Origin of the sequence: Streptomyces sp. NPDC056169 (genome assembly GCF_042268445.1) — a bacterium.
Lineage (GTDB): Bacteria > Actinomycetota > Actinomycetes > Streptomycetales > Streptomycetaceae > Streptomyces.
The window spans coordinates 85,602-98,036 of record NZ_JBHJUO010000016.1 but is presented as its reverse complement, the minus strand read 5'-3'; the positions used below and the strand labels follow the sequence as shown (position 1 = coordinate 98,036).

The following is a 12,435-nucleotide window of genomic DNA, read 5'->3' as shown; positions in this document are numbered from 1 at the left end:
CGTGGAGCCATGACGGTGATCGCGGGTCGTTACCGACTGCTGGACGTCCTCGCGGAAGGGGCGACGGGCCCCGTCTGGCGCGCCCTCGACGAGACGCTCGTCCGCGAGGTGGCCGTCAAGGAGTTCCGCGCCCCGGCCGGACTGCCGGCCGACGACGTCCCCCTCTGGTACGCGCGCCTGGAGCGCGGGGCGCGGGCGGCCGCCCGGATCTCCCACCCCTCGGTGGTGACGGTGCACGGCGTGGCCACCGAGGACGGCCGGCCGTGGGTCGTGATGGAACTGGTCCGCGGCCTCACCCTCGCCGAGACGCTGGAGGCCGGCGGCCCGCTGCCGCCACCGGAGGCGGCGCGCGTGGGCGCCGAGGTCGTCGCCGCGCTCCGGGCGGCGCGGGAGGCGGGCGTCCACCACACGGGCGTGAACCCGGGGCACGTCCTGCTCGCCAACGACGGACGGGTCGTCGTCACCGGATTCGGTACGCGATCCACCGCCGTCCCGCCGGCGGACGAGCCGGACACGGCGGCGGGGCCGCGGTCTCTCGGGGCGCTCCTCGACGCGGCCACCGGGGGCCGGCCGGGACCGCTGGCCCCGGTGATCGACCGATTCCTGGGCGAGGACCCGGAGTCGGTCCTGACGGCGGATCAGGCCGAGCGGGAGCTGCGGCGGATCGCCCCGGGGGGCGCACCGCGGGCAGCGGGGCCCCTGAGGTCGGATTCCTCCGCCCCGAGGAAGGGGAGCCGCGACGACGGGCCGCGCGGCGGGAGTCCGGCCCGTGCCGCCGGGACACCACCGCCCCGGCGATCCTCACGGCCCCGCCGGGGCCCGGTCCTGGCGGCCGGGCTCGTCGGGATCCTGCTGATCACGGGGGCGTTGACGTATCACCTCGTGCGGGACGGGGAACCGGGCGCCGGTCCCGGTCCGGGCGGGGTCACGAGCACCGCTCCGGCCGGGCCCGGCTCCACGGGTCCGGGGGACGGGTCGGCTACGCCGCCCCGTTGAAGGACGGCAGGTAGCCGCCCGACTGGCCGGCGGCGGTCGGGTGGTAGGACTCCCCGATGTTGAGCCAGTTGACGCTGTGCAGCCATTCGGAGCCGGAGCAGATCTCATGGCCGGTGAAGGGGGCGACGACGCTGGCGAAGGCGTAGCCGTGGTCGGCCGCGCGCTTGGCGACGGCCGCGTTGAGGTAGTCCGAGGCGCCGTTGATGGCGCTGCGCTCGTTCTCGCTCAGGCCGGCGATGCAGCCGCCGCCCAGCTTGTAGAAGCGCGGGTAGCCGAGGACGACGACCCGGGCGGCGGGTGCCTTGTTCCTGATGGCCGTGTAGACGGAGTCGAGCTTGCCGGGCAGCGTGGAGTCCACGTACGCCTTGGCTTGATTCACGCGGTTGATGCAGGTGGCCTCGGACTGAAGCACACAGGTCGTCATGACGTCGGCGAAACCGGCGTCATTTCCCCCGATCGTGAGGGAGACCAGGTCGGTGGCGGCGGACAGGGGGCCGAGCTGATTGGCGGTCACATCACCCGTTCGGGCGCCCGAGCAAGCCGTGAACGCGAAGGACGACGGGGCGTTGGCGTTCTTCCAGAGCACCGGATACGCCTTCGTGGAGCGCTTGCAGTCGCCACTGGCGCTGTCATAGCTGCCGGCGCCGACGCCGGAGGAGTACGAGTCTCCCAGCGCCACATAGTCGAGGGCGGCGGTTTCGGCCGCCTGAGCCGCGCTCGCCCCGGTGAGGGTGAGGACGGCGCCGAGCAGGAGCGAGGACGAAAGGGCCGCGAAGCGGGACAGTCTCATGGAACCTCCCTGTAGCAGGATCTCTGCGTTACCAGGTAGTAGCATCGGATCCGCCGCGCCGGAAGTGTTCATGTCAAAACTGGGGATGAACTCCAGCTCCCCTCAGGCGATCCTCCAGTGACGACCATCGAGATCCGGCCATGACAGGAAGCGGAACTTCCGCTCCCGATGGACGATCGAACGAGATCGCGACACATTCCCACAACAAAACACAGAAGTGTGATCCCGTATCACTGTTCCCTGCATGCAAACGGATTGACCGAATCCGACCGGGACAGTTGCGCATCTGAGCGGCGAAGCTTCGCCAAAGTGCGGAAAAGCGGGCCACCGATCCGGGACTTGCCATACAGTCCCATTCATCAATACCGTCGTACATCTCACCCGCACAGATCCATCAGGCACAAGGCTCAGGGGAGGGCTCCAGCGTCGCGATGGCTCCCGTGCGGGGCGCGGTAGGGGGGTGCCGTGCTCGGTGTGCGCACGTGCGCCGAGTCGCGGGTACCGCGCGGCCAGTCATGCCAACTCGCCGTTCCCGCAAGGAGATCGTTCCTGTGCGGGCGGGGAGCACCCCCCTTTCGAACCGGACACACCATCGGACCGCCCAAGGGGTGGGCGGCCCACCGGACGAGAGGGAATCCAGACCCATGAGCTCGTTCCTGCGCCCGTCCACTACGGGCCAAGAAATGGCCGAGCCGAGTCGAATAGCGGCCCAGTACCGGGCGATCACTTCGCATTTGGCGATCACTCCCCCGGTGAGTGTCGTCATTCCCGCGATGAATGAGGCAGAAAATCTTCCGTACGTCTTCAAGACGTTGCCGGAATGGATCCACGAAGTCGTCCTCGTCGACGGAAATTCCACCGACGACACCGTGAACGTCGCCCGCGAACTCCGGCCGGACGTCAAGGTCGTCAAGCAGGTCGGCAAGGGCAAGGGCGACGCCCTGATCAGCGGCTTCGCCGCCTGCACGGGCGACATCATCGTCATGGTCGACGCGGACGGCTCGGCCGACGGCCAGGAGATCGTCTCCTACGTCTCCGCCCTCGTCGGCGGCGCCGACTTCGCCAAGGGCTCCCGATTCGCCAACGGCGGCGGCACGGACGACATGACGACCATTCGCCGCCTCGGCAACTGGGCGCTCTGCACGCTCGTCAACCGCAAGTTCGGCGCCCGCTACACCGACCTCTGCTACGGCTACAACGCCTTCTGGCGTCACTGCCTCGACAAGGTCACGCTCGACTGCACCGGATTCGAGATCGAGACCCTGATCAACATCCGGGTCGTCAAGGCGGGCCTCAAGGTCCAGGAAGTGCCCAGCCACGAGTACCTGCGCATCCACGGCGTCAGCAACCTCAACGCCGTGCGCGACGGGATCCGGGTCCTCAAGGTCATCCTGAAGGAGAAGGGCGTCCGGAAGGCGGCGCGCCGCCGGCCCGCCGCGTTCTCGGTCAACGTCCCCCGGGGAGAGGCGTCTTGAGCGACGGCACGTCCCCGCACGGCTTCTCGGTGGTGATCTGCGTGTACACGGAGGAGCGGTGGGAGGACATCCTCGCCGCCGTCGACTCCGTACGGAAGCAGTCGCTGCCGGCGCTGGAGACCCTGCTCGTGGTCGACCACAACGAGCGGCTCCTGGCACGGCTCACCGAGGAGTACGCGGACGAGCGGCGCCGCGAGGAGGTGCGGGTGCTCGCCAACGCGGGCCCCCGCGGCCTCTCCTCCGGCCGCAACACCGGGATCGCCATCGCCCGCGGCGAGTTCGTGGCCTTCCTCGACGACGACGCCGTCGCCGAGTCCGACTGGCTCCACCACCTCGCCGCCGCCTACGAGGGACCCGAAGTCATGGCCGTCGGCGGCCGGACCCTGCCCGCCTGGGCCTCCGGCCGCCGCCCGGCCTGGTTCCCCGAGGAGTTCGACTGGGTCGTCGGCTGTACGTACCGGGGCCTGCCCCCGGGCCGGGTCCGGGTGCGCAACGTCCTCGGCGGCAACGCCTCCTTCCGCCGTACGGCCTTCGACGCGGCGGGCGGCTTCGCCACCGGCATCGGCCGGGACGGCGACCGGCGGCCCCTCGGCTGCGAGGAGACCGAGCTGTGCATCCGGCTCGCCAAGGCGCTGCCCGGGGCGATCCTGCTCATCGACGACCGGGCGGTCATCCACCACAAGGTGCCCGCCGTCCGCGAGCGCTTCGGCTACTTCCGTACCCGGGTGTACGCCGAGGGGCTGTCCAAGGCGCTCGTCGCGCAGAGCGTCGGCGCGCAGAAGGGCCTGGAGTCCGAACGGCGCTACACGACAAGGGTGTTGCCCTCGGGCGTCCTGCGCGGGGTGCGCGACGCACTGCGCGGCCGGGCCGGCGGCGCGGGGCGGGCCGGGGCGATCGTGACCGGCGTGACGGTCGCCGCCGGCGGCTACGCGCTGGGCACGCTGCGGGCCCGGCGGGGCGGGCCGGCCTTCTCCTGGGGACCGATCGAACGGGCCGAGGACAGTGCCACCGAGGGAGCTGTCGCCTCGTGAGCGCCGAGACCCGAGCCGTACCCGCCGGAGCCGGCGCCAACCGGGCCGGCGCCACCCGAGCCGTACCCGCCCGGGGCGTGCCCGTCCTCATGTACCACGCCGTCGACCGGGATCCGGCCCCCGCCACCCTGGGGCTCTCCGTCACCCCCGAGGCCTTCGCCGCGCAGATGGCGGTGGTCGCCGAGCGCGGCTTCACCCCGCTGACGACCGCGGCGCTCGGCGCCGCCTGGCGCAACGGTGTCCCGCTGCCCGCCCGGCCGCTCCTCATCACCTTCGACGACGGCTACGAGGGCGTGCACCGGCACGCCCTCCCGGTGCTCGCCGCGCACGCGTTCGCGAGCACCGTCTTCGTCTCCACCGGCTGGCTGCGCGGCAAGCACGACGAGGGCGGCGCGCTCGACACCATGCTCGACTGGGAGCAGGTGCGCGAACTGGCCGACGCGGGCACGGAGATCGGCGGCCACAGCCACACCCACCCCCAGCTCGACCAGCTCGACGCACGGCGGCTGCGCTTCGAGACGCTGCGCTGCCGGGAGATCGTCGGCGAGGAGCTCGGAAGCGCCCCGGTCTCCTTCGCGTACCCGTACGGCTACTCCAGCCGGCGGGTCCGGCGGACGGTCCGGGAGGCCGGGTTCGCGCAGGCGCTCGCCGTCGGCAACGCCCTGGCCTGCCGCGGCCAGGGGCCGTACGCCCTGGAGCGGGTCACCGTGCGCCGGTCGACGGGGATCAAGGAGTTCACCCGGCTCGTGGAGGGCCGGGCGATCGCGTGGAACTTCGCGGCCGACCGGGTCGCGACGAAGGGGTACGCGCTCGTACGGCGCGCCCGGGGAGCCGCGCGGGGCCACGGGATCTGACGTACCGCCGGACCTGCGAGCGCCGACCGCCGACCCGCGCCCAGGGGGGAACGTCCCGTTCAAAACACGGTGCGCGGAATGCCCGGTTGCCGGATCATGGGCGCCATGGCTGACACCTCACCGGTACCGTCCGAGCCGCAGCGGTCGCTGCCGATCAGGCTCAACCTCGACGACAGCGACTCGCCGTCGGACGTCGTCGACGCGCTCTTCCTCGGCCGCTTCGCGACCGGGGAGCAGCCCCACTCGCACAGCACCACCCTGGACCGGGTCAAGCCCGAGGCGACGCTGCTCCCCGCGGACGCCACGGTGCTGCGGGCCGCGAAGGACGACGACCGCAGCGCCGTACTCGCCGAGGGCGAGGGGTGGACGCTGCTGATCTCCCGCTGGAACCGGGGCGCCGACGTCACCGTCACGGCCTCGGACCCGGAGCTCGCGGAGCGGGTCCTCAAGGAGGCGACCGACGGCGCGAAGGACGAGCCGGAACCGCAGCCGGAGAACGTGACGATGGGGTTCTGGTACGTGTCGCCCCGGCGCGGTCCGCACCGCACCACCCGGCAGATCAGCGCCGGGACGTGGGACGAGGTCCGGCCCAACTACTCGGCGCCGGTGGCCGAGTCCATGGACCGGCTGATGAAGGTGACGCCCGAGTCGATCGCGGGCCGGCTCCTGCTGCTGCACGGGCCGCCGGGGACGGGCAAGACGTCCGCGCTGCGGACCCTGGCCAGGTCCTGGCGCGACTGGTGTCAGGTGGACTGCGTCCTGGACCCCGAGCGGCTGTTCAACGACGTCGGCTATCTGATGGACATCGCCATCGGGGAGGACGAGGGCACGGCGAAGGGCCGCTGGCGGCTGCTGCTCCTGGAGGACTGCGACGAGCTGATCCGGGGCGAGGCGAAGCACACGGCGGGGCAGGCCCTGTCACGGCTGCTCAACCTGACGGACGGGCTGCTCGGGCAGGGGCGCAACGTCCTGGTCGGGGTCACCACCAACGAGGACCTGGAGCGGCTCCACCCGGCCGTCGTCCGCCCCGGCCGCTGTCTGGCCCGCGTCGAGGTCGGGCCGCTGACCAGGGCGGAGTCGGTGTCGTGGCTCGGGCGCGAGGAGGGCGTGCCGCGCGAGGGCGCGACGCTGGCGGAGCTGTTCGCGCTGCGCCGCGGCACGCCCTCGACGGAACTCCCGGAGCCCCGCACGGCGGGGGCGGGGCTCTACCTGTAGAGCGGTGGAGACGGTCTGTCAGGCGTCGTACGCCGCGCGCAGGGCCTCGCTCACCGCCGCTTCCGCGGCCGCGCGGCTGAGGCCGAGGCGATGGGCCTCCTCGGCGTACTGGGCGGCGGCGGTGGCGGCCCGGCGGGTCGCCGCGTCGCCGGCCGCCGCGACGAAGGTCCCGTGGCGGCCGCGGGTCTCGATCACCCCGTCCGACTCCAGTGCCTTGTACGCCTTGGCGACCGTGTTCGCGGCGAGGCCCAGCTGCTCCGCGAGCCCGCGTACCGTCGGCAGCTTGTACCCGACCGGCAGTCTGCCCGAGCGGGCCCGCTCCGAGATCTGGGCACGCAGCTGTTCGTACGGAGCGGTGGTGGATTCGTGGTCCACGGCGATGGTGAGTGTCACCCCTCCGATTCTGCCCCCACCCCACCGGAAAATGGGAGGCGGCGGCACACCCTCCGCACGTAGCGTGCGGCCACATGACTGTGATCGTCCGTGATGTACGGGCCGAGGACGCCGAGGGTTTCGCCCGCGTCCGCCGCGCCTCGGTGCCCTTCATGCTCGCGACCGCCGAGCAGCTCGTGTTCGACTGGGCGCGCGCCCACCCCGACAGCCACGAGCGGCCGCTCGTCGCGGTGACCGAGGACGGCGAGATCATCGGGACCGTCCAGCAGCGGATCGCGCACGACGCGCCGGAGCCGGGGATCGGCTCCGTCAACGTGTACGTGGACCCCGCGCGCCAGCGGCTCGGCGCCGGGACGGCACTGCTGCGCGCCGCCGAGGAGCACCTCGCGGAGCAGGGCGCGCGGACCCTGTACAGCTGGGTCATGGACACGCCGGAGGACCGCGCGTGGGCCGAGCGGCGGGGCTACGCGCCGAGCCGTTCCGCGCACTTCCTCCGCCTCGACCTGACGACGGCCGAACTGCCGCCGCTCCAGGAGCCGCCGGCCGGTGTCGAACTGCTGCCGGCCGAGTACTTCGCGGCCGATCCGCGGCCGATCTTCGAGCTGGACGCGGTGACGACCGCCGACGAGCCGAGTGACGTGGGGGCCTCGCTGGACGACTACGCGCACTGGCGGGAGACCACCTGGAACCATCCCCTCCACGACCGGGCGCTGACGACGATCGCGGTGGTGGACGGGGTGCCCGCCGCGTTCAGCGCGGCGCAGACGGACGGCCTGGGCCGGTACAACTCGGGGATGACGGGCACGGCCCCCGCCTTCCGCGGCCGCGGGCTCGCGAAGCTCGCCAAGAACGCGTCCCTGCACCGTGCCCGCGCGGCGGGTTGCGTGGAGGCGTTCACCAGCAACGACGCCGGCAACGAACCGATGCTGGCGATCAACAAGTGGTTCGGCTACGAGATCGGCGCGGTGGAGGTACGGCATGTCCGGACGATCGGTTGACATCACCCTGGTGAAGGCGGGGCGGACGAAGATCCGCTACCCGGCGGAGGTCCTCACGGAGGAGGGCGGCCGTCTCTCGGTCCGCGCCCCGTGGGCCGCCGAGGGGGTACGGGACTTCGGCTTCGTACGGTTCGAACCGGGCGACGTCTTCGTGGAGCACTACTGGGGCGACCGCTGGTACACGGTCAAGGAGGTGTGGTCCGCCGACGGCACCCTCAAGGGCTGGTACTGCGACATCACCCGGCCGGCCGCGATCGGCGGCTCGGAGGTGGTGGTCGAGGACCTGGACCTGGACCTGTGGGTGTCGGCGGACGGCAGCGAGGTGCTGCGGCTCGACGAGGACGAGTTCGAGGCGAGCGGCCTCGCCGCCTCCGACCCGGAGGCGGCGGCCCGCGCCGTCGTGGCCCTCGACGAGCTCGAAGTGCTCGGCCGCGAGGGCCTGATCGACCTGCTGGGTCGGTAGAGGCCAGGAGGACAGTGCGACGCGGCCGGCCGGTACGGCTCGACGTCGTCGGCCGGTACCGCTCGCCACCCTCGGTCAGTGCAGCTCGCCGCCCTCGGTCAGTGCAGCTCGACGTCCGCCTTCTCCGTCGCGAGGAAGCCGGGCGTCGGGAGGCCCGTCCCGCCGGCCGTGAGCTGCATGAGATGGGCCTCGACCCGGGCGGCGCCCGGCCGGTAGGCGGGGTCCTTCACGACGGAGGTGTTGACCCACTCGTGGGTCTCCCCGTCGCACACGGCCTGGGTGCCGCCGATGCCGGAGGAACGGTTCCCCTGAACGAGGGTGGAGCTGACGAAGACGGGACCCGCGCTGTCGTCGACACAGCGGTACGTGCCGGAGAGGGTGACGGTGCTGTCGGCGCCGACGGTTCCGTGTCCGTGGACGGAGAGGCCGTCGGCCTCTCCTGCCTGGGCGAGAGGGGCGACGGCGGCGGCGAGCAGGAGGCCTGCGGCGAGTGCGGCGAGGGTGGTACGGACGCGCATGAGCGGGGTCCCTTCGGGGCGTGGGGGGATGGTGCTGCCCGCCAGGGATACCGGATCAAGCCGCTCGGTGTCCGAAACTCACCCCATCGGGGGCGAGTTGAGGAATTTTCGGTAGTGGATACGATCGTACGGTCCGTCCGCGCGCCGCTCGACGACCTCGTAGCCGTACCGCTCGTACAGCTTCTGGTTCTCCCACATCATCGCGTTGGTGAGCAGCCGCACCTCGGGGAGGCCGAGCTGTCGCGCCCGCGCCTCCACCCACCGCAGGAGGGTGCGGCCCAGGCCGGTGCCCCGGGCGTCGGGGTGGACGGCGATCGCGTCGAGGTAGAGGTGATCGGTCTCGGGGACGACGACCACGAGCCCCCGCACGGGGGCACCGGTCACGAAGACGAGCCCGGCGGCCACGTTCGCCGCGTGGTCCGCCTCCATCGGGGCCGGTACGAGACCGATCCGTTCGATGTAGGGGTGGAAGGCCGCGTCGATCACGGCCTTCACGGCGGGCACGTCGGCGGTGCCCGCCGGGCGGATCACGTCGTCATCTGTCACGCCATCTGTCATACCGTCACATTACGACGGCGGAGGATCACCTTCCTCAGCAGCGGCCAGGCGAGCAGGATCACGACGACGGCGTACACGGTGACCGAGAACGGGGTGTTCACCAGGCCCGTCACGGAGCCGTCGCTGATCTGGAGGGCGCGGCGGAGCTGCTGTTCGGCGGCCGGGCCGAGGATGACGCCGATGACGGCGGGCAGCACCGGAAGGCCGTACCGCCGCATCCCGAGGCCGATGAGCCCGATGACGAGCAGGATGACCAGGTCGAGCGCCTCGCCGCCCACCGCGTACGCGCCGACGGCGGCGAAGAAGAGGATGCCGGCGTAGAGGTACGGGCGCGGGATGCGAAGGAGCTTGGCCCAGACGGGCGCGAGCGGCAGGTTGAGGGCGAGCAGCAGCACCATGCCGACGAAGAGCGAGGCGATCAGGCCCCACACCAGGTCGGGTTCCCGCTCGAAGAGCAGCGGGCCGGGCTGGATGCCGTACTGCTGGAAGGCGGCGAGCATCACGGCGGCCACGGCGGTCGTGGGCAGGCCGAGGGTGAGCATCGAGACGAGGGTGCCGGCCGCGGAGGCCGAGGCCGCCGACTCGGGTCCGGCGACGCCCTCGATGGCGCCCTTGCCGAACTGGTCCTTGTTCTTCGAGAGCCGCTTCTCCGTGACGTACGACAGGAAGGTGGGGATCTCGGCGCCGCCGGCCGGGATCGCGCCGAACGGGAAGCCGATGAGGGGCCCGCGCAGCCAGGACTTCCAGGTCCGCTTCACGTCGTCCCTGCCGAGCCACGGCCGGCCGACGGGGATGGCCTCGCCCGTCGTGCGGCGCAGGTGCGCGGCGACCCACAGGGCCTCGCCGATCGCGAAGAGGCCGACCGCGACGATGACGACGTCGACGCCGTCGGCGAGCTGGAGGGAGCCGAAGGTGAGGCGCTGCTGGCCGGTCATCTGGTCGAGGCCGACCAGACCGATCGTGAGGCCGATGAGGAGGGAGGCGAGGCCGCGGATGCGGGAGGAGCCGAGGACGGAGGTCACCGCGATGAAGGCGAGGACCATGAGCGCGAAGTAGTCCGGGGCGCCGATGTCGACGGCGAGCGCGGCGACGGTCGGGGCGAGGACGACGAGCAGGATCGTGCCGATCATGCCGCCGGCGAAGTGGCCGATCGCGGCGGCGGCGAGTGCCTGCGCGCCGCGGCCGGCCTTGGCCATCGGGTTGCCCTCGATGGCGGCGACGACGGCGGCGCTCTCGCCGGGGGTGTTGAGCAGGATCGAGGTGGTGGAGCCGCCGAACATGGCGCCGTAGTAGATGCCGGCGAACATGATGAACGCGCCGGTCGGTTCGAGTCCGTACGTCACCGGGAGCAGCAGGGCGACGGCCATGGCGGGGCCGATGCCGGGCAGGACGCCGATGGCGGTGCCGAGGAGCACGCCGACGGCGGCCCACAGCAGGTTGATCGGGGTGAGGGCGGTCCCGAAGCCGTCGATGAGGGAGTACAGGGAATCCATGGATCAGATCACTCCCATCAGCGGGCCGCCGGGCAGCGGGACGCCGAGCAGCTTGTCGAAGACGCCGTAGGTGAGGAGGGAGAGGGCGGCCGCGATCAGCGGGTCGCGGTGGAGGTGGCGGCTGCCGAGGGCGTAGGCCGCTCCCCAGAAGAGGAGGGCGCCGGCGACGGGGAAGCCGAGGGGGCCGATGAGGACGGCGAAGGCGAGGAAGACGCCGGCGAGGAGCAGGACGGTGCGCCAGTCGGCGGGCTCGGTCAGGTCGACGTCCTCGCCGCCCTCGGCCTCGCCGCGGCCGCCGCGCAGGACGTCGACGGTGAGGAGGACGGCGACGACGAGGAGGCCGCAGCCGACGACGAGGGGGACGGTGGCGGGGCCTACGGGGCCGCGGCCGGTGACGTCGGTGTCGAGGGTGAGGGCGTCGGTGAGGACGAGGACGCCGAGGAGGAAGAGGAGGACGCCGACGCCGAGCTCGGACCGCTCGCGCAGCCAGTTCTTCCCGGCCTTCCCGGTCTTCCCGGTCTCCTCGGTCTTCTCGGTGGTGTTCGTGGTGGTCACAGTCCGAGCTCCTTGAGGACGGAGGCGACACGTCGGTCCTGTGCCGTGAGGAACTCGCCGAACTCCTCGCCGGGCAGGAAGGCGTCGTTCCAGCCGTGGGTCTTCAGGGACTCCCGCCACTGCGGCGAGGCGTGCAGCTCGGTGGCGAGGCCGACGAGCTTCTCGCGTTCGGCGTCGGACAGGCCGGGCGGGGCGACGATGCCGCGCCAGTTGGTGAACTCGGTGTCGAGACCGGCCTCGCGGAGGGTGGGGGCGTCGAGGCCGGGGACGCGCTTCGGACCGGTGACCGCGAGGAGGCGGAGCTCGCCCGCCTTGATCTGGTCGAGGTACTCGCCGACGCCGGAGACACCGAAGCCGACCTTGTTGCCGAGGATGGAGGCGAGGAGTTCGCCGCCGCCGTCGAAGGGGACGTAGTTGACGTCCTTGGGGGCGATGCCGGCGGCCTGGGCCATCAGCATCGGGGCGAGGTGGTCGGGCCCGCCGGGCGAGGAGCCGCCGCCGACGGGCAGCTTGCCGGGGTCCTTCTTCCAGACGGCCAGCAGCTCCTGGATCGTCTTGTACGGGGAGTCCTTGCCGACCACGACGATGTCCTGCTCCTCGGTGAGCCGGGCGATCGGGGTGGTGTCGGCGAGGGTCCTGGGGGTCTTGTTGGTGTGGACGGCGCCGACGACGCCGAGGCCCATGGACATGGCGAGGCGGCCGTTGCCGCGTTCGCCGACGAGCCGGGTGAGGCCGACGGTGCCGCCCGCGCCGGGCAGGTTGAACACCTCGATGTCGCCGGTGAGGCCCGCCTCCTCGGCGTTCTTGGCGGCGGTACGGGCGGTGATGTCGTATCCGCCGCCGGGGGTGTTGGGGACCATGAAGCGCAGTCCGGGTATCTGCGTGCCGGTGTCGGTGTCGCTGCCGCTGGTGAGCAGCGGCGGACCGACAAGGACCAGCAACGCCGACCCGAGGAGAGCGAGGGGAGTGCGCAGACGCACGTGTGCCGCCTCTCAGGAAGGAGAGAAATGGGGGTGTGAGGTGGCCCACATGTTGCCGGTACGTGAAGAAGCTGTCTCTCTTCCGCAATCAATGGACGTTGTGGTCGTTGTGGTCG

General features: G+C 72.0%; 14 protein-coding genes. 7 read left to right on the top strand and 7 right to left on the bottom strand.

Annotated elements, in window-relative coordinates; all coding sequences use genetic code 11:
* The first annotated feature begins 9 nt into the window (after positions 1–9).
* Positions 10–996, top strand: coding sequence for a serine/threonine-protein kinase (locus ACFC0G_RS26435; RefSeq protein ID WP_376407382.1), 987 nt, complete (start codon positions 10–12; stop codon positions 994–996).
* Here ACFC0G_RS26435 and ACFC0G_RS26430 read toward each other — a convergent pair.
* Positions 980–1,786, bottom strand: a complete 807-nt coding sequence (locus ACFC0G_RS26430) for an SGNH/GDSL hydrolase family protein (RefSeq protein WP_376407380.1) — start codon at positions 1,784–1,786, stop codon at positions 980–982. The genes ACFC0G_RS26435 and ACFC0G_RS26430 overlap by 17 nt on opposite strands.
* Before the next feature lie 644 nt (positions 1,787–2,430).
* Between ACFC0G_RS26430 and ACFC0G_RS26425 the strand changes: the two genes are divergently transcribed.
* From ACFC0G_RS26425 to ACFC0G_RS26410, 4 genes are all read left to right on the top strand, one after another.
* On the top strand, positions 2,431–3,261 hold the full coding sequence (locus ACFC0G_RS26425) for a glycosyltransferase family 2 protein (RefSeq protein WP_376407378.1): 831 nt from the start codon (positions 2,431–2,433) through the stop codon (positions 3,259–3,261).
* Positions 3,258–4,292, top strand: a complete 1,035-nt coding sequence (locus tag ACFC0G_RS26420) for a glycosyltransferase family 2 protein (protein WP_376407376.1) — start codon at positions 3,258–3,260, stop codon at positions 4,290–4,292. Before ACFC0G_RS26425 ends, ACFC0G_RS26420 begins: the two co-directional genes overlap by 4 nt.
* An 89-nt stretch (positions 4,293–4,381) precedes the next feature.
* Complete coding sequence (locus ACFC0G_RS26415; protein WP_376407619.1) at positions 4,382–5,146, top strand: polysaccharide deacetylase family protein; 765 nt, start codon at positions 4,382–4,384, stop codon at positions 5,144–5,146.
* Positions 5,147–5,242: 96 nt separating this feature from the next.
* Positions 5,243–6,361 carry a DUF5925 domain-containing protein gene (locus ACFC0G_RS26410; RefSeq protein ID WP_376407617.1) on the top strand — a complete coding sequence of 373 codons (1,119 nt, stop codon included), beginning with the start codon at positions 5,243–5,245 and terminating at the stop codon, positions 6,359–6,361.
* 18 nt (positions 6,362–6,379) lie between these two features.
* Here the strand turns inward: ACFC0G_RS26410 and ACFC0G_RS26405 are convergent, their stop codons facing one another.
* Complete coding sequence (locus ACFC0G_RS26405) at positions 6,380–6,754, bottom strand: GntR family transcriptional regulator (RefSeq protein ID WP_376407374.1); 375 nt, start codon at positions 6,752–6,754, stop codon at positions 6,380–6,382.
* A 74-nt stretch (positions 6,755–6,828) separates the two neighbouring features.
* Here ACFC0G_RS26405 and ACFC0G_RS26400 point away from each other — a divergent pair, with 74 nt between their 5' ends.
* Together ACFC0G_RS26400 and ACFC0G_RS26395 are read left to right on the top strand one after the other, a co-directional pair.
* Positions 6,829–7,752: a GNAT family N-acetyltransferase gene (locus ACFC0G_RS26400; RefSeq protein ID WP_376407372.1), complete on the top strand. Its 924-nt coding sequence runs from the start codon at positions 6,829–6,831 to the stop codon at positions 7,750–7,752.
* Positions 7,733–8,215, top strand: coding sequence for a DUF402 domain-containing protein (locus ACFC0G_RS26395; protein WP_376407370.1), 483 nt, complete (start codon positions 7,733–7,735; stop codon positions 8,213–8,215). The genes ACFC0G_RS26400 and ACFC0G_RS26395 overlap by 20 nt, the downstream gene beginning before the upstream one ends.
* Before the next feature lie 98 nt (positions 8,216–8,313).
* Here ACFC0G_RS26395 and ACFC0G_RS26390 read toward each other — a convergent pair whose 3' ends face one another.
* From ACFC0G_RS26390 to ACFC0G_RS26370, 5 genes are all read right to left on the bottom strand, one after another.
* Positions 8,314–8,733 carry a DUF6299 family protein gene (locus ACFC0G_RS26390; RefSeq protein ID WP_376407368.1) on the bottom strand — a complete coding sequence of 140 codons (420 nt, stop codon included), beginning with the start codon at positions 8,731–8,733 and terminating at the stop codon, positions 8,314–8,316.
* A gap of 78 nt (positions 8,734–8,811) precedes the next feature.
* The gene (locus ACFC0G_RS26385; RefSeq protein ID WP_376407366.1) at positions 8,812–9,291 is read right to left on the bottom strand and encodes a GNAT family N-acetyltransferase; all 480 of its coding nucleotides are present in this window, start codon (positions 9,289–9,291) and stop codon (positions 8,812–8,814) included.
* Positions 9,288–10,784 carry a tripartite tricarboxylate transporter permease gene (locus ACFC0G_RS26380; protein ID WP_376407364.1) on the bottom strand — a complete coding sequence of 499 codons (1,497 nt, stop codon included), beginning with the start codon at positions 10,782–10,784 and terminating at the stop codon, positions 9,288–9,290. The genes ACFC0G_RS26385 and ACFC0G_RS26380 overlap by 4 nt, the downstream gene beginning before the upstream one ends.
* A gap of 3 nt (positions 10,785–10,787) precedes the next feature.
* Positions 10,788–11,339: a tripartite tricarboxylate transporter TctB family protein gene (locus tag ACFC0G_RS26375; RefSeq protein WP_376407362.1), complete on the bottom strand. Its 552-nt coding sequence runs from the start codon at positions 11,337–11,339 to the stop codon at positions 10,788–10,790.
* Positions 11,336–12,319, bottom strand: coding sequence for a Bug family tripartite tricarboxylate transporter substrate binding protein (locus ACFC0G_RS26370; RefSeq protein ID WP_376407360.1), 984 nt, complete (start codon positions 12,317–12,319; stop codon positions 11,336–11,338). The genes ACFC0G_RS26375 and ACFC0G_RS26370 overlap by 4 nt, the downstream gene beginning before the upstream one ends.
* Between the last annotated feature and the right edge of the window lie 116 nt (positions 12,320–12,435).